Here is a 24,470-nt window from a genome sequence, read left to right as displayed (position 1 = left end):
CGACTCAGGCCTGGCTGGTCGCGAGGGTATAGCCGGCCTCTTCGACCGCAGCCCTCACAGCAGCAGGATCGACCGGTGCTGCGCTGTGGATGGTCACGCGGGAGATGCCGCCGGCGTTCAAGTCGACGTCGACGGACTCGACACCGTCCACAGCCGTCAGTTCGTCACTGACGCTCGACACGCAATGCGAGCACGTCATACCCGCAACCAAAACCTCTTCCGAGGAAGACGAGGCCGCAGTGGGTGTGGATGCCTCGGTGTTCGATGGAACGGCACAGCACGCGCAGCCAGCGTTCTCGTCCTTCAGGCCAAGTTCAATGCGATCAGTCATCGTGTGCTCCTTCAAGTAGACAGACGTGGCGGTTATGAACGGACCAGGCGGGCAATGGCTTCGTTAGCCTCGCGGACCTTCTCTGCCGCGACTTCGCCGCCCTCAGCGCTGGCCTCGGCGACGCAATGACTCAGATGATCGCTCAGCAGCGACAACGCCACCGTTTCAAGCGCTTTCGTCGCTGCAGAAACCTGCGTGAGGATGTCGATGCAGTACTTGTCTTCGTCGACCATCCGTGCGATCCCTCGCACCTGACCCTCGACGCGACTCAACCGCTTACGCAGATCAGCCTTGTTGTCGGTGTACCCGTTCATGATTAAAACATACCCCTTGGGGGTATCCAACTCAAGGCCAGTCGTGTGCATTCCCGCGTGACTGGTAGCTCTAGCGGTGCGAGTCCGACGAGAACTCGTGCGCCTGCCGTAAACGATCGATTACGACGGTCTCGTCGCCGATTGCGATCATCTGCGCGACACGCCGGTACGTGGCCCGCCGAAACCCCCTGCCGAAACCCAAACGCCCCGATACGTCGGCTGTAGCGTTTTCGGCATGGCACACGAAGTCGGATACGCCCGCGTCTCCAGGCGCGAGCAGAACCCCCAAGCACAGGAGGCCGAGCTGCGCGCCGCCGGCTGCGAACGGGTATTCGTCGACCACGGCGAATCGAGCCGCTCCACGGACCGCCCGCATGGCTCGAGTGCTTGAACTATTTGCGAGCGGGCGACATTCTCAAAGTCCGACGACTCGACCGCCTCGCCGGCAGTGAACGCATCCTGATCGAGACGCTGCAGGACCTGGACGCGCGGCGGGTGAACCTCGTCAGCCTCACAGAGCCCATGATCGACACGACCACGCCGATGGGCCGAGCTCTCTACGGCATCGTCGCAGTGTTCGCGCAGCTCCGCGTCGATACCATCCGGGAAAACACCCTCCGCGGTCTCGAGTACGCGCGCAGTCAGGGTCGTGTCGGCGGCCGTCCGACCGTGATGACACCCGAGCGGATTGCTGAGGCCGAACGCCTGCGTACCGGGCAGCGGAGCTGGGCAAGCATCGCGCGCGTGCGCGGAGTCGGAACTTCTAGCGTGCGACGAGCACTCGTCCGATAGTAATCACTATGGACGAGATAGAATTCCCTATCAGGGGTGATAGATATGGCGATCTCAGAGGTTCCGGACTGGGCCCGTGCGGCGGTGTCCGCGCGCCATCGGAAAGAGATGGCTGAGCTGGACTACCGGCGCGAGCTGCGCCGGTTCGACCAGCACGGATACAGCCAACGCGAGATCGCCAGATGGCTCGGGATGGCCCAGCCGTCAGTGCTCAGCGCACTCCGCACGGCCGCTAAGGTGACAATGCCTCTGGACGGATTCTCCGGCGCGACGCCGTACGAGATATGCCAGCGCTATGCCGCCAGGTTCATCGATCGGGCGCAGCTTGTGGACGAACTCACGCGGTTCCCCTACGTGCAAGGCGGCCATACCAACGGGTATGACTCGCTGATCGTCGATCCGCCTGGCACCTGGTCGGAGATCGACGACGCGGCGCGCCGCGGCCTCATCAGTGACGACATCTACGAGACCGTGTTCAATCGCCGACACTTCTCGACCGCGCCCGAAGCGCCGGCGGTCGGCCCCGAGGAACCGAGCCCGAAGCAGTGACCACGAATGGCTCCCCCGAGTTGTACCGCGCCTCGAGACGAGCAAGCTCGTAGAGCACGGCGTTGCTCAAGAAGTCCGACAGGGAGCGGTGTCCTTCTGCGACCATCGTGTTGAGCATGGCCGCCCGCATACGCTCATCGAGCGATAGATCGACGTAGAAAGAGACCTTCCTGGGCTTCGGTCGCCCAGTCCCGGTCATAAGGAGAACCGTTCGACGCATCGATCAATGGATTCGTACGCTGCCTTCGCCTGCTGAAGGTGTTCACGTAGAGATGACAGATCGGTGCTGCCCGTAGTGTTCGCTACTCTCGCGATCTGATTCACGTTGCTTGCGATGTTCGAGATGAGTCGCTCGATACGGAACAACATCTCCAGGGCATTCCTTCGATCGGTGGCCGTCTCGCCGGGCTCGGGTGACAGTGCCGACTCGACGAGTAGTCGAGCAACGGTCACGCCTTGCTCCGTGGAGCGAGCGACCAGTGCGGCCTCTTCCTCCTCGTTAACTTTCACCTTGTGGACAATCTGACGCGAGGCGGGTGCGTTCGGCCGTCGGCGGTTCTGGCTTGCGCGGTCGACCATCATGCTCTCCATGCCCAGCGCAGCGAACGGGAGAAACTTCGACTGGACAGACAAGCCGAATTAGGGGCCCTAACCGTATAGCTTGCTCTGCAGGATTCATGACCGCACATGCGTCACCTCTTCGATGTGGGAAACAGAGGCTGCCGCGGGATGCTCCGCATTCCCTTGCCCTCGGTTCGCTTCGTGGGTAGCGGTGCGTAGCGGATGTGTAGCTTGTCGCGTGGCTGCTTCCTCCTGATCTCTCTGCGGAAGTAGCGGCGTAGCTCCTGTAGCGGGCGAAAGCGCAGAGGGGAGGTACCGCATCCATGCGTCGCGGAGATCGACGAGTCGATATCCCTTTCGCACGCTCTCCCCGACACGATGGTTGGCGGGTCGGACTCCGTATAGACGAAGTACCCGAGCGACTCCGGCGACTCCCAGCGCACTTGCCAAATCGCGGTATTCGGGCACCTTGCTGAGGGCTTCGACCAGCTGGACGCTGCCGATCCATGCGCCATCGCGGTACGAGTTGAGTACTTCGCGAGTGGCTTCCAGAAGCGCCAAGCCGACGTTCGCGGAGCTCTCGTCCTCTCGCGCTTGCTCGACCATGGTGATTGCTGCCGTCCAGGCGCGATTGATCCATTCGTCTCCTGCAAGATGGGCCACTGCGACGAGCGGCTCCCAAAGATCAGCTGCGCGGTCTTCCACCGGCAGTTCGGGGCGGACACCGGCTATCTCATCTTGGTGGTCGGTGAGCAGACGATGCAGGCGATGGCGCACTACGGCGAGGTACTCCCCTGCGTCCCTAAGCCGGAACTGCTCAACGAGTTCAGTTCCCGAACGCCGACGCATAGTGAGTACTATCGCTCGGTCTTCGATAGTGTCCGGCAGTGCGCCGATCGAAGCGATCGCTGCCAGGGCGAAGACTCGATACTCCTTCAGCTGATTGTTCGGCTTCTCGACCCGGCCGTATACGAAACCCCGCTGGAATCCGGTGTTGAGGATTCCGCGGAGGGCTTCGGAGCGTTCACTCGGCCGTCCCGCTGAGAAGATCGCGTCCGCCTCGTCGAGCATCAACGTCGGCGGGGTGTCCCCTGCCTTCTCGATGCGTCGGAAGAGATACGGAACGCTGACGTCGGCGAATCGCACAGGGTCGTTGACCAGCAGGCTCAGCACCTCGAGCAAGCGCGTCTTCCCCGATCGTTTCTCGGCTGATCGGATCACCAACCTCGGTGCAACATCTAGGGCGGGAACCACGTGGGATGCGGCCGCCCACAGCGTCACTGCGTCATACGACGCCGCGTCCGGCAGAACGCAGTATCGGCGAATAGCCCGCTGAGCAGAATCGAGCGCGTCCGCGAGCTCAGGTATCTGAGTAACCAACCGGGTCACCTGCCGCTCGCCGTGGTGCGGCTCTGGCGGATCCACTCAACGACTTCAGAACGCGCGTAGCGAATCGTTCGAGGTCCCAGCCTGTAGAAGTCGGGCCCCTTGCCGAGGTAGCGAAGCCGGGCCAGCGCGCCAGTCGTCATTCCGGCGATGAGGGCGGCTTCCGCGGGCGTAAGTAGTGAGTCATCCATGATCATGTCCCCTTCGTTTCGTTGTGCTCGTTCTCTGTGAGCACTTGCTTCGACGATGACAACGTCTGAAGTGTGAGACACCATGGAGGGATGGATTGGTCCGAATCGGGGAAAGATTCGTTTGCGCGCTCGATCGGTGAGCGCATCCGAGAGCTGCGTCTGTGTCGCGGATTCCGATCCGTTCGCGAGCTAGCTGCCGCTATCCCTAACGCACGCCTCAGCGCGAAGGTCGTCAGCAACATCGAGCTGGGGCGCAAGCTCGATCTGACAGTCGTCGAGCTTCTCGAGCTGTCCAGAGCATTGGGCGTTGCACCACAGCAGATCCTCGTCGACCACCACCGTCCCTACGAGCCGACAGGGATTCCAGGAGTCAGTGAGGAGATCGCGACGATGTCCGCGATCGACTTCCTCGAATGGCTGTCCCTCCCGTTCGAGGGGCACCGACTATTCATGGATGTGAACGCGGAGACGCCTGAAGAAACCGCTGCCCTGGTTGCGCTTCGAAGCTATGAAATGCAACGACGAGAAGTCGCGCACCATACGGAGTCGCTAGCGAGGGCGCTTCAGGTCAATCGTAAGTTCGCCGGCTTCAACGATCTGGGGCATCTCCGCAACCGCGTGGCCGAATCCTTAGCTGAGCTTCGACGCATGGCTAGCTTCCTGGAACAACGTGGAGTTCGCGTGCCGGCTGACCACTTTGACCACAGTTTGACCACAACTCCCGGCGCGAAAGACGATCGAGGTGATCACATAGATCACACAGATCACCGCAACTCCGCGAGTGTGAGCGCCAAGGAATCCAGGCGATGAGGCGCAAATCTGACTGAAAATCGTGAGGTCACGGGATCGACGCCCGTCGGAGCCACAAGGACCGTCATTACAACGGTCCCAGAAACCCTCGCCTAGCTTCTACATGGCGGGGGTTTTGCCTTGCGCCGACACGGGCGTGCCCTGCCCCGGAGAGGGTCTAACAGTCGGACACCCCGCAAAAACCCCGCACTTTCAAAACAGGCCCTTGAGCTGCTCCTCGAGGATTCGCGCCGGCTTGGGGTCGTTGCGCAGCGTGTGGAGATAGGTCTCCATCGTCAAGCTGGGGTTCTCATGACCGAGGTAGTCAGCAACCTCGTTAACTGACATCCCGGCTTTACCCAGGACAGTCGCCACGGTCTTGCGGAACGAGTGCGTCGACAGTTCGGGGTAACCGAGTGAATCGCGGCTCTCTCGCAGTTCGCGCTGAGTGTTCGACGGATCCCTCAGTTTCATCAACGGAGTGGGAAATAGAGCAGGCGTGAACTCCTCAAGGCGATCGCGGCGCCGAGCGAGCATAGCCATCGTCGCCTCGGGCAGTGGCGTGACCCTGGACGACTTCTCCGTCTTCGGGAAACCCTGCCTGACGACCCCCTCCTGCTTGATCCGGATGTTGATAGCCTCGACGGTCGCCGTGCCCGCTTTGAAGTCCACCGATTCCGCGTAAAGCGGCTCATCCCAATCGGGGGTGTAGGAGTTGGGGTCTGAAGCCGCCGGTCTCGAGCAGGCTTCGGGCGATGTAGTTGGTCAGGTTGCGGAACCCGAGTGCGGAGCCGCGCAGGTGTTCGAGCCGTCCGTTGAGTGCCTCGGTCGGCCCGTTGCTGGTGCCGGGTCGTTCGAAGTAGGCGAGCACGTCGGTGGCTCGCTTCTTCAGGGTCCGGCCCAGGGTGGCGAGCTCGGTGAGCACCTTGGGGACGCCGGCGCTGAGGTCGGTGATCAGCTTCTCCATGAGCTCGCGGCCACGTTGCCGGTCCTCGTGGCGATAGGCGGCGATCATCCGCTGGTAGACACCCCAGGTCGCCTCGACCTCGACGTGAGCGTCATCAACGAACAGCGCGCGTAGCCTGTCGCTCTGCTTGTCGGTGAGCAGGTCCGAGCCGGTGTGCAGCGTGCGCCGCGACTTGTAGAGCGGATCGTCCCTGAACCCACGGTGCCCGTGGATCGCGAGTTGGACCCGGCGCCGGCACCTGTCGAGGGCGTCACCGGCCACGCGCACGACGTGGAAGGGATCCATCACCGTGACCGCGTCCGGGATCTCCTCCGCAGCGGCGGTCTTGAACCCGGTGAAGCCGTCCATCGCGACCACCTCGACCGCGTCACGGAAGGCGTCGTCGCGGTCGGCGAGCCAGGTCTTGAACGCCGCCTTCGACCGGCCCTCGACCATGTCCAGCAGCCTTGCTGGGCCGGCGCCATCGCGGACCGGGGTGAGGTCGATGATCACGGTGACGTACTTGTCGCCACGCCTGGTGTGGCGCCAGACGTGCTCATCGACGCCAATCACCTTCACGCCCTCGAACCGCGTGGGGTCGTTGATCAGCAGCCGCTTGCCTTCGGCCAGGACCGCGTTGTTGGCGGTGTCCCACGCGACCCCGAGTCCCTCGGCGACACGGGCGACGGTGAGGTGTGCGACCACGATCCCTTCCAGCGCCCACCGCAGCCCGGTGCGCGAGAGCTTCGCGCGTGGCTCCGCCGCGGCGCTGGTGTCTTGGCGCCACACTTGTCCGCAGTCTGCACAGCGGTAGCGGCGCACTACAACTTCCAGCACGGTCGGTCGCCAGCCCAGCGGCTCGTGGGCCAACCGCCGGATCACGGTGTCACGAGCGGCGCCTTCGCTGCCGCACCGTCGGCACCACTGATCTGGTTCCACCACGCGGCACGCGAGGACCGCACGATCCGGTTCAAGTCGTTGCCCGATCACGCTCAGACCGAGGCCGTCGAGTCGAGCGAAGGCGGTCAGGTCAGGGCGGCCGAAGCCGGGCGGCGGGGTAGCGTCGGGCACGTCGAGGTCTTTCCGATGGATGGCGTAGGAACCTCCATCGTCGGGAGACCTCGACGTCTATCTGCGGACCGACTCGGCGGGGCGCGATCGTCTCGTGCGTTGGCGGACTACGGGAGCTTGGACGCGAGGACGTCGGCCGCCAGGATCTCGGGTGCTGCGCCGAGGAGGTGCTGGTTGGCCATCAGGGCTGCGACGATGGCGCCGTTGGCGTGGGCGTCGCGAGCGGCTTCGTCGGGGAATGCATCGAAGATCCAGAAGGTGTCGGCGTGGGTCCTGACCGCGAACCAGACAATCGTTCCTACTTCTTCGTTGGCGAGTGCGACAGCGCCGGCGAGCAGATCGGCGACCGCGTCGTGCTGTCCATCGGCCGCGACGATCTTGGCGACGAAGGCATACGGAAGTGATGCGGGTGTGGACATGAGGGACTCTCCTTGACGTCGGGGTTCTTCGTGGGACGAGTTCAGCGTATGACGAGCGAGGGCCGGTGGGGAGTGGCGTATACGGCAGTATTGCTATTGTTTACGTCATGCGTATCGGACTGATCGCGATCGACGGCTGCTTCGGTTCGGCTATCGCGTCGATCATCGACATCGTGCGGGTGGCCGACGGAGCCCGCGGCGATGTCGACCCGCGGATCGACCCGATCGAACTCGCCATCCTCGGACCGAAACGGCGAGTGACCACGACGGCATCGATGACCCTGTCGGTGGACCACCCGCTGCCGGAGTCCGGAGAGTTCGACGTGGTCGTCGTCCCTGCGCTTGGAACCCTCACGGCCGCCGCGACCCACGACGCCCTCCAGAGTCGAGATGCTCGTTCGGTCATCGCCTCACTCGGGCGCCTCGACGACGCGACCACCCGGATCGCCGCGGCGTGCACCGGCGTGTTCGCCGTCGCCGAGACAGGACGGATGCATCATCGGCGGGCGACGACCAGCTGGTTCCTGGGGCCGGAGTTCCGGAAGCGCTATCCGACCGTCGCCCTCGATCTCGACACCATGGTCGTGGTCGACGGGAACCTCGTCACCGCCGGCGCCGCCTTCGCCCACATCGACCTCGCGCTCTCACTCGTGCGATCGATCAGCCCCGACCTGGCCCAACATGTCGCCAAGCTCCTCATCATCGACGAGCGCCCGTCGCAGGCGGCTTTCGTCGCCTACGAACATCTCCGGCACGAGGACCCGATCGTCGTCGAGTTCGAACGCTTCGTGCGCGCCCGCCTGGACGAACCGTTCAACGTCGCCTTCGTCGCGCAGTCGCTCGGCACCAGCCGGCGCACCCTCGAACGACGAGTCCGTGCGGCGCTCAACCTCACTCCGCTCGGCTTCGTCCAACGGCTTCGCACCGAACGAGCTCGACACCTCTCAGCAACCACGGACCTCACCTCCGCCGAGATCGCGCTACGGGTCGGCTACGCAAACGCCGAGACTCTGCGCTCCCTCCTGCGCAGGGAGCGACGCCGTTCCTGACCTATCGCCATGCCTGTAGCTTGTGTCCTAGCGCTCGGTTGGAACCACCTCTCAGCACGTCGCGTCGACGCTCGTGCGTCGCCCCTGGACTACCCACTCGACACGCCCGCAGCACAGCCCATGTGACGTGCCCCGGCTTCCCGGACGGTCGGGGTTGGGTGGCTGTGATGTCGCTGCGTTCTCGTCGAGAGGGTCAGCAGACCCGAGCAGAGCCGATTGGGATGAGCCGCGAAGGCGGTTAGGTCAGGGCGGCCGAAGCCGGCCGGCGGGGTAGCGTCGGGCACGTCGAGGTCTTTCGGATGGATGGCGTAGGAACCTCCATCGTCGGGAGACCTCGACGTCTATCTGCGGACCGACGCGCCCGGCCGACCTACACCTTCATCTGGGAAGAGCCAGTTTATTTACGAGGGTGGGCCGAAGGTTGAGATCGAAGATCGTGCTCTCACGCATCTTCAGCTCGTGATGACTGCGAAGTTGCGGCGCGGTGAACCTTTCACTTTCACGTGGAAGGAAGACGTGAGCACTGGTGGGGGCCGCACAAGCGTCTGGATCCACCCGGGCAGTTCGATGGTGTTCAAATTCTTCGGTAGTCGAGCGCCAGCGATCAACCGCGCCTGGCTGGATGCTCTCGCCTTTGGCGCGAACTCCCCCACGGTGCTGTACCTCACGCCTGAACCGGTAGAAGGAACACGGTTGGAGCGCGACTCGGAGACTGCCTCAATCCGCGCGTGATTGCCCCCCCCCTTCGAGCGCGTAGCACTCGTATGTAGGGTTCTGGCATGTGTGAGCGTTCGGTGGTGCAGACTCGTGTCAGCATCGACGGCTCCAGTTTTGTCCTTGCTCCCTCGCAGGACATCGAGCAGCTGTGTGATCGGCTGGAAGCTGCCGTCACGGGGACGGGGAGGGCAGTGCTCTTCGTAGCCGCGGATGAGCGACGGGTGAGAGCGCTGATCACCCCGAGCAGCCGGGTTGTGATCTCTGAAGAGGACGTGCATGTCGATTCCGACGACGCCGTGCTTTCGCTGAATGGGTCGGGGAGCTGGGATCTGCTCTAGGCCTGCTCGAGTTCGGGCGTGTCCAGCATTTCATCGACGAGCGCAATCCCGCCGCTGGAGTTCGCCGTGTGCATGAGCTGCTCCACCCATTCATGTTGATCTGCGGTGGTTCCGGTTCTTCGAACACGAACCGCAACGGAATCGAGGGATGAATCCAGATCGTTGAACGACCGTCGGGGTGTTTCCAGGAGAGCGTGAAGCTCTCATTGCGGCGCAGCTTCGTCGCAATCACCAGTTTGAGATGAGCGAGCTCACGATCTTCGATGTGAATCGGCTCGGTGCCTGGACCGTAAAACAGGATGGCCATGCGACCTACCCTACTGATGGTGCCAGTCACAGACCCGCGTGCGACGCCGCGCTGATCCTTGACGGCCGACCAGATAGTCGAAGGCCATCTGCGTCTGATCTTTGTGGTCGCGCCGTTCGCTAACGTAGATGATGCACTCCTTAGACCCGCACTTGGAGGCAGTAGTGAGTCTTCTGGAAGAGGTTCGGCGAATCGTCGACGCCGTTCCCTCGGGCCAGGTGATCACCTACGGCGAGATTGCTGCGCTGGTGGGGGGTTCATCCCCGGCAGGCGGGCCGGCTGGTGGCACGGCTCGAAGATGACAGTCCTTGGTGGCGAGTGGTGCACAGCGATGGGTCTCCGGCGACCTGTCATGATGGTGCCGCTCGTACTCTTCTTCGGGAGGAGAAGACACCGACGTGTGGTGAACGAGTCGATGTCAGGAGACTTCTTGAGCAACGTCGAAGCTCCTGATCCTTTCGCTCTACTTCGCCATGAGCTGATCCACGATGTCGCCAACAGCGGTTTCCGAGAGCAGGGCATAGATCCCGTATATACGGCGGGCGCGGGCGCCCGTGTCGCGGTCATCGGTCAGGCGCCGGGTCGGCGTGCACAAGCCAGCGGGGTGCCCTGGGACGACGCGAGTGGCGCCACGCTCATGGAATGGCTGGGGGTCACGGAAAGACAATTCCGCGACCCGGAACAGTTCGCTCTCCTGCCGATGGACTTTTACTACCCCGGACCCGGTCGGAACGGATCGGGTGATGCGCCTCCGCGACAAGGCGTCGCCGCCCGGTGGCACCCACCTTTTTTCGCGTTGATGCCGAGTATCCGATTGACCCTTCTCATCGGTAGATATGCCCAGCAGGCATATCTACCGATCGCCACCACACAGACTCTGACCGATACCGTGCGGAACTACGAGCAGTTCCTTCCCGAACGGTTCCCGCTGGTGCATCCCTCGCCGCTGAACTTTCGCTGGCATGCCAGGAACCCGTGGTTTGCGACGGATGTCGTGGAGGACCTTCGTCTGCACGTCGAGAGGGCACTGCGGTAAGTTCCTGTAGCAATCGCCGCGCCGCTGCAGCTTGGCCGCCCTGTCCCCCTTTTGGTGGACATGGATGGTAACGTTTGGTTAGTAGCTGGGGCTACTTGCGGAGCGTCTGGGGCGCTACGCCACACGCAACGAGGCGATGTCACGCATCTGTGACGAGCCCTCTCGGAACCTCGGTTCTGGGGAACTCATCGTTTCGAGAAGGCTGCCCCTCGGCTAGAGAGTCTTTAACGCGCAATACGCAAGGCGGGCCCGCGTAGTATCGTTCCCACTCGAGTGGGGGTCATCCTGTGGGTGTTTCCAGGACTCCCTCGAGGAACGTGACGCCTCCGGAGCTGTTGGCTGGCTCCATCAGCGCGTGGATCCATTGCAGGTTGAGTTGCGGGGGTTCGAGCTCATCGAAGGTGAATTGCAGTGGGATCGACGGGTGTAGCCAGATGGTGCTGCGCCCTTCAGGGTCCCCTTCCGGATAACGCCAGGACAGGGTGAAAGACTCGTTGCGGCGGAGCTTGGTGGCGACGATCACTTTGAGGTGTGCGAGGGCACGTTCCTCGATGTGGATCGGCGCTTCCGACCCGCCGTAGTGCAGTGTGCCCATGGTGGACGACATCCATTCTCGGAATGACAACTCGGTCACATCGGCGAGAGGCTCGCTATGCCTACGGTTGCCCTTCCAGGTTAGTGGGCGGGTACCAGACCCGCTGCCCGTCCACCGACGCGAACGACGTGAGTGTGTGGGGTTTGGTGGAGGTGGCGCTCATGATGTCCTTCACAGAAATGTGGCGAACGAGCAGCGCATCCGCGATGAGAGACCGGTGGCAGCGCCACGGGACCGCTTCCGCGCACATGATCGCCACAGTCTTCTCTTTTGCTCGATCGATCAGACGGTCTATTCCACGCGCGAAGGGCTCGGTTTGCATGTAGTCGGCGTAGCTTCGGAAGCTTTTGTTGCGCCAGGCGCCGTTGATGCTCTCCACATTCACTGGTGTGTGGCGGAGACCGCCGAGTTCTTCCATCCGCGCATAGTGCAGGCCTGCGTCCGTCAGGCTTTCCTCAAGCGCCTGCGCGCCGAATTGCGGGTTATGTCGCGAGCCGGGAACCGTCCGCACATCGATGAGTTGTTGCACGCCGTTGTTTTCGAGCAGCGCTATGAACTCCTCGATCGGGTGTGTGGAGTGACCGATGGTGAACACTGTCGAGGGTTGCATCCTGCTCCTGAACGGTTGCGAGCGGTCGGTTGCGACCGGGGAACTCCTCGCACCCAAGGGGTCCCCCGGTCAGCCGATCAGCGGCTCGCTCCCTTGCGCGGCTTGAGGAAGACGTCGGGTTCGCGCTTTTCGCGCTTGGCCGCTCGCTTTTCCTTGATCGACAGCTGAGCGACCTTTTTCGCTCCACGTGTGGTTGGTGACTTACCGGGCATCAGAACTCGCTTCCCCTATTTGGCTGGCGGATGAACCTCTGACCATAGCCGTCTTCCAAGGGAAGTCAACTTTGCAATCCGCCGCGCAGTCGCGGTGTAGGAAAAGGCCTTTCCTTTCAGATGAAGTCGTTTGCGGATGCTTGGGCAATGGTGTGTGCACGAATGTCGTGCATGGTGTGCACTGCTGCCGGATTTACTCCTGGAGGGCGCCCTGCGAGCTCCAGGATACGTTCGCAGATGAGGTGGGGGTCGACGTCTCGGTTCACCAGAAGTGCGGTGACGTCGGTGTCGATGCCGCGTGCTCGTTGGATGCGTCGATGGATGGACATGGCCCATCGGTGAACCTTCGAGGTCGTCCACGCGTCGGTGCAGTGGGGGTGATCGATGACGACGATGACGTGAGACAGCGAGGCGGGGACTGTCGACATGTTGCGCTTGTGGCGGCGAAGGAGGGCTGCCAGTCCGGCTCTGGTGTGTGCGCTGGTGCCGTCGATCCCGATGACGCTCACGCTCGGTGGCAAGGACGCGGAACTTTTGGCTTCTGCGGTGGCGCTGAGGCATTGCAGGGGGTCGCCGGTCACCTCGACGACGTGCCGCGAACTGCGGTGGTGTGTCATTCGCATGGCATCTCCGCATCGAAGGACGATACGCGCGAGGCGGTGGTGCGGGTTTCACGTTCGCGGAGACGATGGAGCGTTTCTTGCAGCGCGGCAATGCGCGCTGTCGCGGCTTCGCCGATGAGTACGGCGGGGCTGTGTTCGGTGGTCATGGGGCTTCCTTGGGTACGGCAAGAGAGCGCATCCCAGAGGACGCGGCGCACGTGGCTACGAGGCGTTACGCGCGCTGCGGTGGAGCCCGTCGAACACGCAAGAACCGCGAACCGTCACTGGGGGAAGAATCCGCAGCAACCCGGGAGCGGGCAGCCGGCTGTGCAACGAGAGCGTTGCGTTAAGCAAGAAGGGCTGCCATGCCCTCACCCTAGCTAGCCGGGGGGTTAACGCAACCGGCTCGCCTACCGAGGTGGGTAACTTGCGTTTTCTGTAGGTGAGGCTATGGTGAGGGCCATGACCACCGGTGTTGACCCCATTCGCTCGGAGCGCCTCGCAGACGCCTCCGTCGTGACGAGTGTGGTCGACATCGCAGGTGCGCGGCACGAGGTCCTTCCGCCCCGGTTCACCGGCGGCGACCTGCTCTTCCGGTCCCCATCCCGCGCTGCATCCCCGTAGACCCGTCGTCGGGCCACCCGGTCACCCAGCGCGTCGCGGAAGCGGCGCTTTTTTTGTACCCAAAGGAGCAGTCATGGCAAATTTCCCCCTCTCTGACGTAACGGTCGAGACCCCCCACACCCTCGATATGAGGACGCAGCTCGAGCAGCGCCTCCAGGAGCGTCAGAGTCTTCTGGCGGAACTGGAGCCTCGCGCGATTCCGACCATCGACCCTGTCGCGTACCAGACAGCAGCGGCGCACCGCGTCACGATCCAACAGATCAGCGCGGCTCTGGAGCGGCTGGACGCGGGCACGTACGGTCAGTGCGTGCGATGCGGGCGACAGATCGCGCCAGCACGCCTCGAAGTGGTCCCCCATGCATCCGCCTGCATTGAGTGTCAGAACCATGCCGAAGCCGCGTAGCTGTAAACCGATCGAGATCCCGTCGTGTCCGCCTGACCCGAGAGGAATCCGGGTGATCATCGTTCGTCGAGGATCCTGGCACTCGGGCCCACCGTCGGAACAGGGTGATGCCCGGTTCCATACCCAGAAGCCCCCTGGCGTGGCGCAATCCCCAGGGTGGGATGACGACCTCAGCCGGGCAATCGCTGCCTGAACTGTCGCCTGCAGGTGGGTGCCGATCACACCGCGCACTTGTCCACAGCAACCAGATGGGGAATCAGATGTCAATCAAACGACGGTGGAGTGCGTCCGCGATCGGCGGGATTGTCGCGGCCGCAATGATGCTCTCCGGGTGTGCGGGGATACCCGCCGACGTCGATGGCACTCTCCGCACTGCCCAGGGCGGCGACCTACGCGTAGGAATCACCCACAACCCACCGTGGACAGACACCACAGACCCAGACACACCATCCGGGGAGGACGTGCGACTCGTCGAGAAATTCGCCGAGTCGATCGACGCGACCATTGTGTGGACAGAGGGAAGTGAAGCCATCCTCACCGACCACCTCCACACCGGTTCCCTTGATGTTGTCATCGGCGGGTTCACCGATGACACTCCATGGACCGACAAAGCGGCGATCACCGCCCCCTACGACGACGAACAGGTCGCCGGGGCAACGAAGAAGCATGTGATGTTGACCGCCCTCGGTGAAAACCAGTTCCTGACGACGCTGGAAACATTCCTTCTCGAACACGGAGACGACAACTGAACACGGCGCACCCGACCCTGCCCCCCGCGCAACAGAAGACGCTGCGTCGCGCGATCCAAATCGAATGGTTCACAATCGGCTTCCTCGCTGTCGCCATCACGGGAGTGAACCTTGTGATGGGCAGCTCGCAGGCTATGAAGGCGGCGTGGATCGAAGACCTGCTGTCTCTGGCACCCCCGATCGCTTTCCTGATAGCGGTCCGCATCATCACCAAACCCCCGTCCGACACGTACCCCTACGGGTTCTTCCGCTCGGTCGGAGTCGTGCACCTCGTCGCCGGCGTGGCCCTCTGCACCATGGGCGCCTTCCTGCTCTTCGATTCCGTGACCGGGCTGATCAGTGGCGACCGGCCACCCATCGGTTCCGTCCAACTGTTCGGCACCGTGATCTGGTCCGGATGGTTGATGATGGGCGTGATGGCACTAACCATCCCCCTTCCGATCTACTTCGGTCGCGTCAAGATGCGACTGGCGAAAGACCTCCACAACAAAGTCCTCTACGCCGACGCCGACATGAACAAAGCCGACTGGATGACCGCGGCGGGCTCCATCGTCGGCGTCGGCGTCGGAGGCATCGGCCTGGGATACTGGTGGGCCGACTCGGCCGCAGCAACGTTCATCGCCGGCAGTATCCTCCGGGACGGACTGCGCAACACCCGCGCTGCGATCACCGACCTCATGGACACCCGCGCCACCACGTTCGATGATCACAAACCACACCCCGCATCCGACGCCGTTCTCGAGTACCTCGAGACACTGCCCTGGGTTCGAGAAGTGGCCGTGCGCGTGCGAGACCAAGGTCAATTCTTCCACCTCGAGGCATTCATCGTCCCCGTCGACGCCATAATGCCCACGCTGGCAGATCTGCGCGCGGCACAGCAACGATGTGAAGAGCTGGATTGGAAGCTCACCGACGTCGTCCTCATCCTCACCACGGAATTGCCAAAGCAATGGTGTCGCTGCGGCGGCTCGCCAATCGTGGCTCTTTCTCGGGTCGTTGGTGGGCCGTCGCTCTCATCGAGTGAGTGCCGACTCGAAGCTTCGGAAGTCGCAGAGCGGCGTCCGTGATCGCGCCAACCGGTTCCTGCCTCTCGCTATGAGTAGAGCTGAGATGTGCCAGCAGCACCGTTTCCGACGGGCGATCGCCGCATCCGCTGGCTATCCAGACGGTGGAAGTCGCGAGAGCGTCCGGGAGAATCGAATCATGCGCAAGTCAGTCGATACCACGAACGTCGAGCATTACATCTGGGGTGGGGTGTCCGATGGGTGGCGGTTATTCGACACACCAGGGTTGTCGGTGATCGAAGAGCGCGTGCCGGCCGGAGCCGGCGAAGAGTGGCATGTGCATGACACCGCGACACAGTTCTTCTACGTGCTTGAGGGCACACCTCAGATGCAGACCGCCGACGGCATTGTGGAGCTGGGCCCCAGGCGGGGAGTCGAGATCCCATCCGGCCTCGCTCATCGTTTCTCCAATCCCGGTGTGGAGGAGACTCGGTTTCTCGTGGTCAGTACTCCGAACACGCGAGGGGACCGGCGATCTATCGACGTCGCCCAGCGCACGACGTAGGGTCGCTCGTATGCGTGGCCGATATACTGCGGCCTAGCGACCCCGCACGGATCGAGCGGATGATGGAGCACGTCGCCGCGCGTGGTGAACTCGTCCTCGACCAGCTCCCCTGAACTGGCTCCCTGCGCGGCTCCTACTCGAAGGTAGTCTTGCGCGACCTGGGAAAAGGTGGGACTGTTGCTTCGCGTCTGCGACATCGATGGGTGGGGGCACCTTCCTGGGGACCGGTATCTTCGACGCGGTCGGGCGGTTGCTCTCCCTCCCCCCAGAGTCTTCAGCAGCCGCCCGATCACCCACCTCCGTCCCGACGCGCGGAACACGGCGCCCCCTGGTCAGGATCCGCCTGACACACGCTGGTTTTCGACGGCGCGATTGCGTGCGGCACCGGTCACTGCCGCCGCTAGGGTGAGCTTATGGCGACTCTTCACTACGGGGCATCCGATGATGCGATCCATATCGAGGACCGTGCTCTCGCACACCTGAAGATCGTCCTCGCAACCAAGCTGCGCCGCAACGAGTCCTTCACTCTGTCCTGGAAGCACCCCGAAGGAGAGCCCGGCGGGCGCTCCACAATCTGGGTTCACCCCTCGATCCCGCTGCGGTTCGTGTTCGATGAACCCGAAGAGCCCCAGATCAACGTGAAGTGGGTGGAACAGCTGATGTACACAGCGAACTCCAGCGGCGGGATCATGCTCGTCGATGAGGTCCTGGAGACGACCGAGCTCGAGGCCAGCAACGCCTAGAGCAGATCCCAGTTCCCGGACGCGCCCAGCGACAGCACCGCGTCGTCCGACTCGTACATGACGCTCTCATCGGTGATCAGCACCCGGCTACGCGGCGTGATCAACGCTCTCACCTGACGGCCCTCCATCGTCGTGAACCGCACGACCAATCCCGCCCCCGCCACGGCAGCTTCCAGCTGCTCGCATAACGCGTCCACGTCCTGCGACGGGGAAAGCACGAAACGAGAGCCGTCGATGCTGACGTGAGTCTGCTCCACCGTCCGCTCATGCATAGAGAGCACCTTACGAGGACCCCGCTCCGTCACCGAAAGGGGTTGCGCCAGCGGGCTACTTTGAGGCAGGCTCCAGGTCCTGTTCCAGCCTGGTGCTCTCCGCTGGCTCCGGGACCATGTAGAGGCCGGACGGCGAGTTCGCCGTGAACGCCAACGCGTCTATCCACGCGCGATTGACCGGGGGTGTGCGGCTCCCGTAGTACTTGAACACGAGGTTGCTGCCCGGGTGGATCCACACCGTCGTCCGGCCGCCACCGATGCTGACATCTTCCCGCCAGGTGAACGGGAACGGCTCCGCGCGACGCAACTTTGCCGTGGTGACGAGCTGCACATGAGTCAGAGCACGGTCCTCGATCTCGACCTTCTGACCGCCCTCGTACATGAACTTACCCATGATCCGGGTGCATCACCAGTATCCCGCACACGCCCCTCGTCGCCCGCCCAAATCGGACGACCGTGCCGGCGAAGTCATCTGTCTCGCCGGCACGATCCCGATCGTCACATGGAGAGCCACCGGCAGACCGGACCGCCTGCGTCTGGGTATCGCATGAAGCACGGGGTGCCCGCCATACAGGTCGAGGCACCCCGCTCGGAGTGGGCACCAAGGAGGGGGACGGTGCAACCACTCCGTCTATGACGGATTGAAAAGCCGGGTAGAAGAAGCACACTCGCCGACGGGAGTGCAATCGTTGGCGCACGCGCGTGCGTTCGGTGCTTCAGTCCTGCTGAGCGAACGCGGAATCAAATGATGCTCGAGGCGTGGCCCAGAGCAGGGATCGCACAAACGCGGCGGGCGGGGTCGTTGGCGCACTCCACCCGGCATACCTGGAGCTTGGTGTCCAGCCACCGTCGCTGTCCGCTCTCCCGAAATCGAACGCGCTGTCTCTCCAGATCATCCACGACATCCGCGTATCCGTCTGACCCTCTCGTGTCACCGAGACAGACGCGTAGGGGGGGGGTGGTCACGGTGGTCAGTCAGGGTGCAATCGAAGGCCGCATGGGTTCGTGGGTGTTCCGCGACCCCATGCAGACATCGACTCGGGCTAGGCGATCGCGGCGCGCAATTCGGCGGCAGCGGCGCCGACGTCTGGTGCGCCGTAGATGGCTCCGCCAGCGACGGCGACCTGCGCGCCGGATGCCTGGACGGAGGCGATGGTGCTCGCATTGATACCACCGGCGACCGAGAACGGCGAACCGGATGCTTCTCCGTCACGCAGGAGAGTGGCGAAGGTGAAGCCTTCTTCCGCCTGCTCATCGAGTCCTGCATGCATTTCGACGAACTCGGCGCCGAGGGCGACGACCTCGCGGGCACGGGCGGGCTTGTCGGCGACACCGATCAGGTCGACGACGATGCCTTTGCCGTGCTTCTTCGCGGCCTTCACCGCTCCGGCGATGGTGCTGTCACCGGCGACACCGAGAACGGTGACGAGGTCAGCGCCCGCGGCGAACGCGATGTCGGCCTCGAGCTCGCCGGCGTCCATCGTCTTGAGGTCGGCAAACACGATCTTGTCCGGGTGCGCAGCCTTCACGGCGGTGATCGCCGACAGGCCCGCGCTCTTGATCAGCGGCGTGCCGAGTTCGAGGATGTCGACATGTGGCGCGGCGGCAGCGGCGAGCTCGAGCGCTGCTTCGGTGGTCAGGGTGTCCATGGCGAACTGCAACTTCATAGTGTTTCTTTCTGGTTGTGGTGCGAGCCTCCGCGTATACAAGGAGGTGGTGTCATTCAAGATTCGAGTGCCGGGGCCAGAGCTCGTCTGCGCTCTGCCCCGAACGCAGCCATAGGCTGTGGAACAGAGCGTCGCCGAGCAGCATGACGGTCTGCTCGAACAGACCGCCCGCGTACTGCGCCGAGACGGTGCCGGAACGGTCCAGCTTTCCCGCGGCCGGCACGACCACCACGGCGGTGGCGAGCGCAGCCAACGGCGACGCTGCGGCTGTTGTGATGACGGCGACCTTCGCGCCAGCCTTCACCGCGGCATCCGCCCCACGAACGATCGATGTCGTCGTTCCTGAGCCGCTTGCCATCAGCAGCACATCGCCGGGGCCGATCGCCGGCGTGGTCACGTCGCCGACGACGTGCACGGTCAGACCGAGGTGCATGAGGCGCATGGCAGTCATCTGCAGGGTGATGCCGGAACGGCCCGCCCCGAGCACGAAGATCCGCCTGGCATTCGCGAGGGTTTCGGCGAGGTTGTCGAGGTCGTCCACTCGGTGTGTCATCACCGCGTCGGTCGTCGCCCTGACTTCCTCCAGGATGAGGGAAAGGGATGCCGTCACGTCGGGTGGCGAGGGCGTCGATACGTCACGGTCCACAGCAGTCATGTATCCATGGTCGCCGGGTTGCGGCAGCGACGCGCCCGCCCGGCGGTAGAGTGTACCTACCCATTGCGGTAGGTACAGGTTGGCCGGGTAGGTTGAAGCGGTGAGCAACAACAACGAGCTCGGTCCGGTCTCTCGCAGGCTTCAGGTCGAGCACGCGCAGGCGATGGCCGAACAGGCTGATCGGCATGCTGTGACGCTCGAGTCGATTCTCGCGGTCCTTCGTTCGACGCGACTGGAGGACCGCGCAAGCCGCGCGACGGCGCTCGATCTGGCATCCGCTGCCCTGATCGAGCTGCGCAGCACGACCGACCAGCAGCTGGGCACCATGCTGGAGCCGGTGGATGGGGCATTCGCGCGGCTCCGTACCGACCTTCGTCCGCTCGCGCGCTTCGGCGGCCTGGACGTGCAGTTCGTCGAACCGCCGACCGGTGGGCGGGCGCTGCCAGGGGAGGTGGCTCATGCGGCTCGCGCGATCGTTCGCAGCGCGGTGCTCGCGCTTGTCGACCAGGAGGAGGCGAAACGGGTGCGCATCCAGTGGGATTGCGACGGCCTCAACCTGCTCATCGGCATCCGCGACGACGGTCAGGGCGAGATCAGCGCCCACGACGACGCGATCAGGCCCATCGCCGAACGTGTCGCTACTCTCGACGGCGACCTGGAGGTGTCGTCGACGACAGGCTGGGGGACATCCCTCGACATCCGGCTCCCGCTCGACCCCCCGGCAGAAGCAGAGCCGCTCGAGGACTCGGTGAACTTCAGCCCGCGGGAGCGCGATGTGCTCCGCCTGGTGGCATCGGGAGCTCGCAATCGTGCAATCGCGGATCAACTGGGAATCAGCGACAACACCGTCAAGTTCCACGTGTCGAATCTGCTCCGCAAAACGGGCGCTCGGTCGAGGGGAGAGCTGACAGCGATTGCCGCGAGCTCGACCAGGAGCAGGGCCTGACTCGACGGACCCTCGCCCTCCTTTATAGGCGCTGGGGTGGCATCCGTAGCAGTAGCCCGCGCCACCATCGAGGGGAAAACGCCATGTCCGACACCATCACCACCAGCCCCACACCGGAGAAGCCGACCCTCCTCGACGCAGTGGCCGAGTTCGCCTCCGTGTGCTCCCGCGGGGACACCGCCGACGACCTGGCCGTGCGCCTCAGCTGCCCCGAGGTCGACGCGCTGGCCGGAATCCTGCGAGCATTCGGGAGGGACGAAGCCGCAGACCTCTGGATCGCGGAGCACGCGACCGACGGCGACGAGGGCGACACACACACCCTTGGGGCTGCGTTGGCGGCTCAGCCGCCCGGCCGCTGTCAGGCGGCGGGATCTAGACGCAGAGGCACGCCGACGTGCCCAGGAGACTAAGCACCAGTAGCGCTGAACAGGATGAGGTCCGCGTCGTAGATCTTTGACTACGGAAGATCCGAGATCCGGAGCCGGACTCGGTGATCCGCACCTGCCGGAGAAGATGAGCGTCGGGGATATCCTCACCGTGGTTCAGGGGGATTCCGCCTGACGTGTCTCCACCTGGGACGGTCACCCGGGGATGGTCCGGTCTGCTGCTACCGCACGGCACGATCGCGTCGAGGTCCGTCAAAATCTGCACCAAAAATGCATCACGCCCGACCCCGGATACGGAAAAACCCCCGATTTCTCGGGGGTTTCCATGGCGGTGACGGTGGGATTTGAACCCACTGTCACGGATGCTCTTCCGCCACCGCCATTCAGCATCCATCAGAGGAGTTCGGGATACCTCGTCAGCACCTCAATCGTCTCAGCCGGAAGCAGAATGTCCCGCCTACTCGATTCCCAAGTCCTCCGCAAGTACAGTCGCACACCTTGGAAGGGATAACGTGAAATCCGTCCCAGGATCCCAGCTCGCCGGTCAGGCCTGGCTTCGTAGGACGCGATGATGTCGAGCAAGTTGTCCCACATGTCCTGTCGACCCTGTGTACAGACCTGCCGATTAAGCCCGAAGACTTCGATGGACCTCGCGGCAATGATGTCACCATCGCGAGCCTCGTAGCGCCCTGTAGTGGGCGAGAAGATCAAGTGGACTGACGGATCGACGACGGTCGGGTCGATTAGCGCGGGTTGGCCGCTATGCAAGAGCGGAAACTGATTCCGCTTCTCGTTGCTGTTGCAGTGAGAGCACGCGAGAAGATAGTTCTCCCACTGGAAGGCCCAAGCGGGGTATGTGCTCTTGGGGCGAAAATGTTTGATGTCCGTCCCGCCACTGTCTTCGCAGTACATGCAGCGTTCGATACCAGAAGCCATGGAGCGAAGGTTGCTCAGCAGCGCCCTTCGACGCTTACTGCCGAGCTTCCGCCACTCTTCGGCAGCAGTTGCTTTGGGATCCGAGGACGAGTTGACCTTGTCCTGACGTGCCTGAAGCGCTGTTTCCGTATCCTCATCTAGTGGAAGCCTCGAAAGACCGATCACGAGTTCCCTCGCCGTGCGACATCCGCTACGGCCGTGGGCGAGGTGGGAGCAAAGGATCGCAGCCGCTGTAGCTCCTTCAGACCCGCTTCGTCCAGTTCATCCAAGACAGCGCGCGCTTCGAGCTGAGCTATTCGCGCGCGCGTGTCGTTCGCACGATCTGAGATGGTCGTGTCGAGACCAAAAAGATCTGTCAGAAGGGCGTCATCCGTTGAACCATTGACGACCCTGTTGAAGGTCTCTCCTTCGACTATCTCCGCGGCGGGTCCCTCCTCCCATGGAGGTGAGAGCCGCACCAAGCCGCCGGGGTCCACAGCTTGGCAGATGAAGGGGCTGTGGGTGGTGACGATGAACTGGATGTTTGGGAAATGCTCCTTGAGCCAGAATCCGATTCGCCGTTGCCAGGACACATGAAGGTGCACATCGATCTCGTCGATGAGCACCACTCCGTCTTGAGTGATTGCAACGCGATTATCATCTCCGTCAGTTGGAATCGCGCCACCGTTCTCCACGAAGACTTGCCTTACGAGGTCGAGAACAAGCCCCGTCACCGTGCGGTATCCATCGCTCAGCTCTGTTAATGCAACGCTTCGGCCCTCAGGGGTGGTCACCCAGAGACCAGTCGAGTCAACTTTCTCGACGGTCATGCCCTCGGGAAGTAGGCCATCAGCAAGAATCCGAAGAACAAGCTTCTCGAGCTCACTCGCTTGCTCGTCACCTTCCAGTCGCTTGAGATAGACACTTTGAAGCCATTGAATCGACTCGCTCAACGAGGCATCTTCCCGGAACAGGCTCGCCAAAGCCGCTGGCCGACCTGGGGACATCATGAGTCTGAGCGCTTCAGAGGTTGCGGAGGACAATCGACGGAAAGGCCCATATCCTGCTACGAACCATCCGCGCGGATTCTCGCTCCACGGGCCACGTGTGGGATCCCAACGCCCCCAACGATCTTCCTCTCCATCACCGGCGCAGGGCCATCCTCCACCCTGCTCCACTGGAGCGCCATGCTCCGATTGAAGGTCATCGGCCTGCCGGTCTTGAAGGAGTCTGACTGGGAGAACTCCACCTTCACCGTTGTCGACGCCAAGTCTTCTCTGTCATGAATCCAGTTTGAGAAGGACTCCACGAGGTTTCGTGCGGCGGCGGGACCTGCGATAGCTATATGTGACTTATAACGCACACAAGGGGAAGTGACTTATAACGCACACAGCCCGTGTCGCCGAGCCACGCGACCACCCGCCTCGATATTGCGGGGTGGTCGCGAGCGACCCACCAACCTGACGGGATGGTCGGCTCAGAACTCACGGGCGAGAGCTGTGAGAACTTTCTTTACTCATTCAAGGCCGACCTCCGGCCGGCTGCGCCACCTGCGGTGCGTCCGGTCCTCGGCGTCGCAGCAGTCGCGTGTCGACAGGCTTCAGTCAGAGCCAGATCGACAGCAATGCCGTTCCGCTCGGGGGTTTCCGCTTTTCCCGGCGGCGCAGGTTCACGCGAGTCGATGGGTGACGAACCGGTCCATCGCGTCCTCAGCCAGGTAGGGATGCCGGCGCACCGTCACCGTTCGCTGCCCGAAGCGCGCATCGGTCTCACTTAAGGTCCGCACGCCGTCATCGCGCTGGGTGAGGGAGAACCCGTCGACCGAGATGGCGAGGTTGTCGAACGCCGCCTCCGTGTCGGCGTAGCGCCCGGGCCCGCCGTTCCGCAGCTCCAGCAGCATCAAAGCCTCTGCCGCGCTCAGCGAGAACATGTCCCGCCCATCGAGCAGCAACGGCCGCTGGCCGATGGCCGGCATGATCTGGACCAGGCGATCGGCTTCGTAGCCGAGAATCACGCCTGGATCACCGCGCGCCTCCGTGAGAGCTTCCGCAGGAGGACCACTCTCTGCGTATGCCGCGAGGAGAGCATCCTTCTCCTCCGGACCCATCGCGCCGCCGAACATCTCGAGCGTCTCATGCAGAAGCGCGTCGGCGGCCCTGTCGTTCCCTCGTCCGCTCACGGCACCATAGACATCCGAGAGAGCATCCACCTGCGCGGGGGACATCCCGCACTCGAGCCGCCCCACCCCCTGCCTGGGGCGGACGGTCCAGTCGCCTTCTGCCGACATCATGAAACTCCCCTGTCGCAACTCCTCTCCACCCTAAATACGCCTTGCCTACCGGCTCTACGCACGGGGGTCTCTGTGCTTCCCTGGGGCGACTCGGCCGCCGCACAGCGCACTTGATAGCGTCGATGCCATGTTCGTCTTCGGATTCGCTGCCGCCGGCGTCGGGATCGTGATCTTCCACACCGCCCTCGGCATGGCTCTGCGGGCGAACGCGACGACACGAGTCCCCTTCGGCCGCAAGCCTCAGAAGACCCCGGGCAGGTCGATCGCGCTGCGGGCCGTCGGCGCCGGTCTCATCGTGCTCGGTGGTGCGCTCGTGAGCACCGCAGGGTGGCACTGGACGATCATGGTGGTTCTGGCCGGTCCCGTCGCGGCGCTCGTCGCACTGACTCTTCACAACCGGCGCGTCAGCCGCGGGTCCTCGTCGACCTGAGGACGG

General features: G+C 63.4%; 34 protein-coding genes and 2 pseudogenes. 15 read left to right on the top strand and 21 right to left on the bottom strand.

All coding sequences use genetic code 11. From position 1 onward, the window contains the following. Positions 1-4 precede the first annotated feature (4 nt). Both FIV50_RS02770 and FIV50_RS02765 read right to left on the bottom strand, forming a co-directional pair. Entirely contained in the window at positions 5-331 is a 327-nt protein-coding gene (locus FIV50_RS02770) for a heavy-metal-associated domain-containing protein (RefSeq protein WP_129172371.1), read from the bottom strand. A gap of 32 nt (positions 332-363) precedes the next feature. Then, positions 364-645 (bottom strand): metal-sensitive transcriptional regulator, encoded by a 282-nt coding sequence (locus FIV50_RS02765; RefSeq protein ID WP_129172372.1) that lies wholly within the window; start codon positions 643-645, stop codon positions 364-366. Between the two features lie 235 nt (positions 646-880). On the opposite strand from FIV50_RS02765, the pseudogene FIV50_RS02760 reads away from it, so the two are divergent. Together FIV50_RS02760 and FIV50_RS02755 are read left to right on the top strand one after the other, a co-directional pair. Then, positions 881-1,437 (top strand): annotated as a pseudogene (locus FIV50_RS02760) (recombinase family protein). 45 nt (positions 1,438-1,482) lie between these two features. After that, positions 1,483-1,986 carry a hypothetical protein gene (locus tag FIV50_RS02755; RefSeq protein WP_181164320.1) on the top strand — a complete coding sequence of 168 codons (504 nt, stop codon included), beginning with the start codon at positions 1,483-1,485 and terminating at the stop codon, positions 1,984-1,986. Here FIV50_RS02755 and FIV50_RS18015 read toward each other — a convergent pair. The 4 genes from FIV50_RS18015 to FIV50_RS02740 all read right to left on the bottom strand — a co-directional run bounded on the left by FIV50_RS18015 (position 1,913) and on the right by FIV50_RS02740 (position 4,130). Continuing rightward, on the bottom strand, positions 1,913-2,116 hold the full coding sequence (locus FIV50_RS18015; RefSeq protein WP_375137390.1) for a ParB family protein: 204 nt from the start codon (positions 2,114-2,116) through the stop codon (positions 1,913-1,915). The two genes, FIV50_RS02755 and FIV50_RS18015, sit on opposite strands and share 74 nt — an antisense overlap. A gap of 65 nt (positions 2,117-2,181) precedes the next feature. After that, the gene (locus tag FIV50_RS02750) at positions 2,182-2,565 is read right to left on the bottom strand and encodes a plasmid mobilization protein (RefSeq protein ID WP_181164318.1); all 384 of its coding nucleotides are present in this window, start codon (positions 2,563-2,565) and stop codon (positions 2,182-2,184) included. Positions 2,566-2,661: 96 nt separating this feature from the next. Further along, positions 2,662-3,720 (bottom strand): DUF3631 domain-containing protein, encoded by a 1,059-nt coding sequence (locus FIV50_RS02745; RefSeq protein WP_258184509.1) that lies wholly within the window; start codon positions 3,718-3,720, stop codon positions 2,662-2,664. Positions 3,721-3,932: 212 nt separating this feature from the next. Further along, positions 3,933-4,130 (bottom strand): helix-turn-helix transcriptional regulator, encoded by a 198-nt coding sequence (locus FIV50_RS02740; protein ID WP_258184382.1) that lies wholly within the window; start codon positions 4,128-4,130, stop codon positions 3,933-3,935. 84 nt (positions 4,131-4,214) lie between these two features. Between FIV50_RS02740 and FIV50_RS02735 the strand changes: the two genes are divergently transcribed. Next, positions 4,215-4,934 carry a helix-turn-helix domain-containing protein gene (locus FIV50_RS02735; RefSeq protein ID WP_140036084.1) on the top strand — a complete coding sequence of 240 codons (720 nt, stop codon included), beginning with the start codon at positions 4,215-4,217 and terminating at the stop codon, positions 4,932-4,934. Between the two features lie 192 nt (positions 4,935-5,126). Here the strand turns inward: FIV50_RS02735 and FIV50_RS02730 are convergent, their stop codons facing one another. The 3 genes from FIV50_RS02730 to FIV50_RS02720 all read right to left on the bottom strand — a co-directional run bounded on the left by FIV50_RS02730 (position 5,127) and on the right by FIV50_RS02720 (position 7,349). Next, positions 5,127-5,585 carry a tyrosine-type recombinase/integrase gene (locus FIV50_RS02730; protein ID WP_140036083.1) on the bottom strand — a complete coding sequence of 153 codons (459 nt, stop codon included), beginning with the start codon at positions 5,583-5,585 and terminating at the stop codon, positions 5,127-5,129. Between the two features lie 19 nt (positions 5,586-5,604). Further along, positions 5,605-6,930, bottom strand: a complete 1,326-nt coding sequence (locus FIV50_RS02725; RefSeq protein WP_140036082.1) for an ISL3-like element ISPfr2 family transposase — start codon at positions 6,928-6,930, stop codon at positions 5,605-5,607. A 107-nt stretch (positions 6,931-7,037) separates the two neighbouring features. Further along, complete coding sequence (locus tag FIV50_RS02720) at positions 7,038-7,349, bottom strand: putative quinol monooxygenase (RefSeq protein WP_033107114.1); 312 nt, start codon at positions 7,347-7,349, stop codon at positions 7,038-7,040. 107 nt (positions 7,350-7,456) lie between these two features. Between FIV50_RS02720 and FIV50_RS02715 the strand changes: the two genes are divergently transcribed. The 3 genes from FIV50_RS02715 (at position 7,457) to FIV50_RS02705 (ending at position 9,453) form a co-directional block, all read left to right on the top strand. Continuing rightward, positions 7,457-8,398, top strand: a complete 942-nt coding sequence (locus tag FIV50_RS02715; protein ID WP_087136509.1) for a GlxA family transcriptional regulator — start codon at positions 7,457-7,459, stop codon at positions 8,396-8,398. Between the two features lie 345 nt (positions 8,399-8,743). Further along, positions 8,744-9,130, top strand: a complete 387-nt coding sequence (locus FIV50_RS18035) for a DUF7882 family protein (RefSeq protein ID WP_140038601.1) — start codon at positions 8,744-8,746, stop codon at positions 9,128-9,130. A gap of 47 nt (positions 9,131-9,177) precedes the next feature. Further along, a complete protein-coding gene (locus tag FIV50_RS02705; RefSeq protein ID WP_140036081.1) occupies positions 9,178-9,453 on the top strand; it encodes a hypothetical protein in 276 nt (91 codons plus the stop codon). Here the strand turns inward: FIV50_RS02705 and FIV50_RS02700 are convergent. Next, positions 9,450-9,760: pseudogene (locus FIV50_RS02700) on the bottom strand (DUF7882 family protein). The gene FIV50_RS02705 and the pseudogene FIV50_RS02700 overlap by 4 nt on opposite strands. A gap of 430 nt (positions 9,761-10,190) precedes the next feature. Here FIV50_RS02700 and FIV50_RS02690 point away from each other — a divergent pair. Beyond that, a complete protein-coding gene (locus FIV50_RS02690) occupies positions 10,191-10,796 on the top strand; it encodes a uracil-DNA glycosylase family protein (RefSeq protein WP_258184381.1) in 606 nt (201 codons plus the stop codon). A 280-nt stretch (positions 10,797-11,076) separates the two neighbouring features. Here the strand turns inward: FIV50_RS02690 and FIV50_RS02685 are convergent, their stop codons facing one another. From FIV50_RS02685 to FIV50_RS17615, 4 genes are all read right to left on the bottom strand, one after another. Beyond that, entirely contained in the window at positions 11,077-11,391 is a 315-nt protein-coding gene (locus tag FIV50_RS02685) for a DUF7882 family protein (RefSeq protein WP_140038600.1), read from the bottom strand. Positions 11,392-11,452: 61 nt separating this feature from the next. After that, positions 11,453-12,001 (bottom strand): DUF488 domain-containing protein, encoded by a 549-nt coding sequence (locus tag FIV50_RS02680; protein ID WP_140036079.1) that lies wholly within the window; start codon positions 11,999-12,001, stop codon positions 11,453-11,455. A 328-nt stretch (positions 12,002-12,329) separates the two neighbouring features. After that, the gene (locus FIV50_RS02675; protein WP_219846245.1) at positions 12,330-12,722 is read right to left on the bottom strand and encodes a hypothetical protein; all 393 of its coding nucleotides are present in this window, start codon (positions 12,720-12,722) and stop codon (positions 12,330-12,332) included. Between the two features lie 104 nt (positions 12,723-12,826). Then, entirely contained in the window at positions 12,827-12,982 is a 156-nt protein-coding gene (locus FIV50_RS17615) for a hypothetical protein (protein ID WP_181164317.1), read from the bottom strand. Between the two features lie 530 nt (positions 12,983-13,512). Between FIV50_RS17615 and FIV50_RS02670 the strand changes: the two genes are divergently transcribed. The 5 genes from FIV50_RS02670 to FIV50_RS02650 all read left to right on the top strand — a co-directional run bounded on the left by FIV50_RS02670 (position 13,513) and on the right by FIV50_RS02650 (position 16,903). After that, entirely contained in the window at positions 13,513-13,842 is a 330-nt protein-coding gene (locus FIV50_RS02670) for a TraR/DksA family transcriptional regulator (RefSeq protein WP_219846244.1), read from the top strand. Between the two features lie 260 nt (positions 13,843-14,102). After that, positions 14,103-14,591: a transporter substrate-binding domain-containing protein gene (locus FIV50_RS02665; protein WP_140036077.1), complete on the top strand. Its 489-nt coding sequence runs from the start codon at positions 14,103-14,105 to the stop codon at positions 14,589-14,591. Continuing rightward, the gene (locus FIV50_RS02660; protein WP_140036076.1) at positions 14,561-15,658 is read left to right on the top strand and encodes a cation transporter; all 1,098 of its coding nucleotides are present in this window, start codon (positions 14,561-14,563) and stop codon (positions 15,656-15,658) included. Before FIV50_RS02665 ends, FIV50_RS02660 begins: the two co-directional genes overlap by 31 nt. Before the next feature lie 136 nt (positions 15,659-15,794). Next, the gene (locus FIV50_RS02655) at positions 15,795-16,160 is read left to right on the top strand and encodes a cupin domain-containing protein (RefSeq protein WP_140036075.1); all 366 of its coding nucleotides are present in this window, start codon (positions 15,795-15,797) and stop codon (positions 16,158-16,160) included. A gap of 413 nt (positions 16,161-16,573) precedes the next feature. After that, positions 16,574-16,903, top strand: a complete 330-nt coding sequence (locus tag FIV50_RS02650; RefSeq protein ID WP_140036074.1) for a DUF7882 family protein — start codon at positions 16,574-16,576, stop codon at positions 16,901-16,903. Here the strand turns inward: FIV50_RS02650 and FIV50_RS02645 are convergent. From FIV50_RS02645 to hxlB, 4 genes are all read right to left on the bottom strand, one after another. Further along, positions 16,900-17,175: a hypothetical protein gene (locus tag FIV50_RS02645; protein WP_140036073.1), complete on the bottom strand. Its 276-nt coding sequence runs from the start codon at positions 17,173-17,175 to the stop codon at positions 16,900-16,902. The two genes, FIV50_RS02650 and FIV50_RS02645, sit on opposite strands and share 4 nt — an antisense overlap. A 55-nt stretch (positions 17,176-17,230) precedes the next feature. Beyond that, positions 17,231-17,569: a DUF7882 family protein gene (locus tag FIV50_RS02640; RefSeq protein ID WP_140036072.1), complete on the bottom strand. Its 339-nt coding sequence runs from the start codon at positions 17,567-17,569 to the stop codon at positions 17,231-17,233. Between the two features lie 649 nt (positions 17,570-18,218). Next, positions 18,219-18,842 (bottom strand): 3-hexulose-6-phosphate synthase, encoded by a 624-nt coding sequence (gene hxlA / locus FIV50_RS02635; RefSeq protein ID WP_140036071.1) that lies wholly within the window; start codon positions 18,840-18,842, stop codon positions 18,219-18,221. 52 nt (positions 18,843-18,894) lie between these two features. After that, on the bottom strand, positions 18,895-19,497 hold the full coding sequence (gene hxlB / locus FIV50_RS02630; protein ID WP_140036070.1) for a 6-phospho-3-hexuloisomerase: 603 nt from the start codon (positions 19,495-19,497) through the stop codon (positions 18,895-18,897). A gap of 100 nt (positions 19,498-19,597) precedes the next feature. On the opposite strand from hxlB, the gene FIV50_RS02625 reads away from it, so the two are divergent. Next, positions 19,598-20,443: a helix-turn-helix transcriptional regulator gene (locus tag FIV50_RS02625; protein ID WP_258184380.1), complete on the top strand. Its 846-nt coding sequence runs from the start codon at positions 19,598-19,600 to the stop codon at positions 20,441-20,443. An 83-nt stretch (positions 20,444-20,526) separates the two neighbouring features. Beyond that, on the top strand, positions 20,527-20,853 hold the full coding sequence (locus tag FIV50_RS02620) for a hypothetical protein (protein ID WP_140036069.1): 327 nt from the start codon (positions 20,527-20,529) through the stop codon (positions 20,851-20,853). 369 nt (positions 20,854-21,222) lie between these two features. On the opposite strand, the gene FIV50_RS18010 is transcribed toward FIV50_RS02620, so the two are convergent. The 3 genes from FIV50_RS18010 to FIV50_RS02605 form a co-directional block, all read right to left on the bottom strand. Next, positions 21,223-21,930, bottom strand: coding sequence for a retron system putative HNH endonuclease (locus FIV50_RS18010; protein WP_181164316.1), 708 nt, complete (start codon positions 21,928-21,930; stop codon positions 21,223-21,225). Next, positions 21,927-22,697 carry an AAA family ATPase gene (locus FIV50_RS02610; RefSeq protein ID WP_181164315.1) on the bottom strand — a complete coding sequence of 257 codons (771 nt, stop codon included), beginning with the start codon at positions 22,695-22,697 and terminating at the stop codon, positions 21,927-21,929. The genes FIV50_RS18010 and FIV50_RS02610 overlap by 4 nt, the downstream gene beginning before the upstream one ends. 716 nt (positions 22,698-23,413) lie before the next feature. Then, entirely contained in the window at positions 23,414-24,034 is a 621-nt protein-coding gene (locus tag FIV50_RS02605) for a hypothetical protein (protein WP_219846243.1), read from the bottom strand. 127 nt (positions 24,035-24,161) lie between these two features. Here FIV50_RS02605 and FIV50_RS02600 point away from each other — a divergent pair, with 127 nt between their 5' ends. Then, positions 24,162-24,464: a hypothetical protein gene (locus tag FIV50_RS02600; RefSeq protein ID WP_140036067.1), complete on the top strand. Its 303-nt coding sequence runs from the start codon at positions 24,162-24,164 to the stop codon at positions 24,462-24,464. Positions 24,465-24,470: the final 6 nt, after the last annotated feature.

The organism is Microbacterium foliorum (genome assembly GCF_006385575.1).
GTDB classification, from domain to species: Bacteria; Actinomycetota; Actinomycetes; order Actinomycetales; family Microbacteriaceae; genus Microbacterium; species Microbacterium foliorum_B.
The sequence above is the reverse complement of the archived record's forward strand: the minus strand, read 5'-3'. Positions and strand labels throughout refer to the sequence as shown.